We start from the raw sequence: 255 nt of genomic DNA on the forward strand, positions 1-255 counted from the left end.
CCATCTTGGCCGAGCCGTGGATGATGGGGGTGTCGTCGCCGGGGAATTCGTACTTGTCGAGGAGTTCGCGGACTTCCATTTCGACGAGTTCGAGCAGTTCGGCGTCGTCGACCATGTCGCACTTGTTTAGGAAGACGATGATGTAGGGGACGCCGACCTGGCGCGCCAGCAGGATGTGCTCGCGGGTCTGGGGCATGGGGCCGTCAGCGGCGGAGCAGACCAGGATGGCGCCGTCCATCTGGGCGGCGCCGGTGA

1 protein-coding gene is annotated in these 255 nt (G+C 64.7%); it reads right to left on the bottom strand.

All coding sequences use genetic code 11. The annotated features are described in order from the left end of the window. On the bottom strand, positions 1-255 hold a 255-nt coding region (locus JHD63_RS25305), incomplete at both ends, for a GTP-binding protein (RefSeq protein ID WP_233168578.1).

The organism is Xylophilus sp. ASV27 (genome assembly GCF_016428875.1).
Taxonomy (GTDB): Bacteria; Pseudomonadota; Gammaproteobacteria; order Burkholderiales; family Burkholderiaceae_C; genus Xylophilus.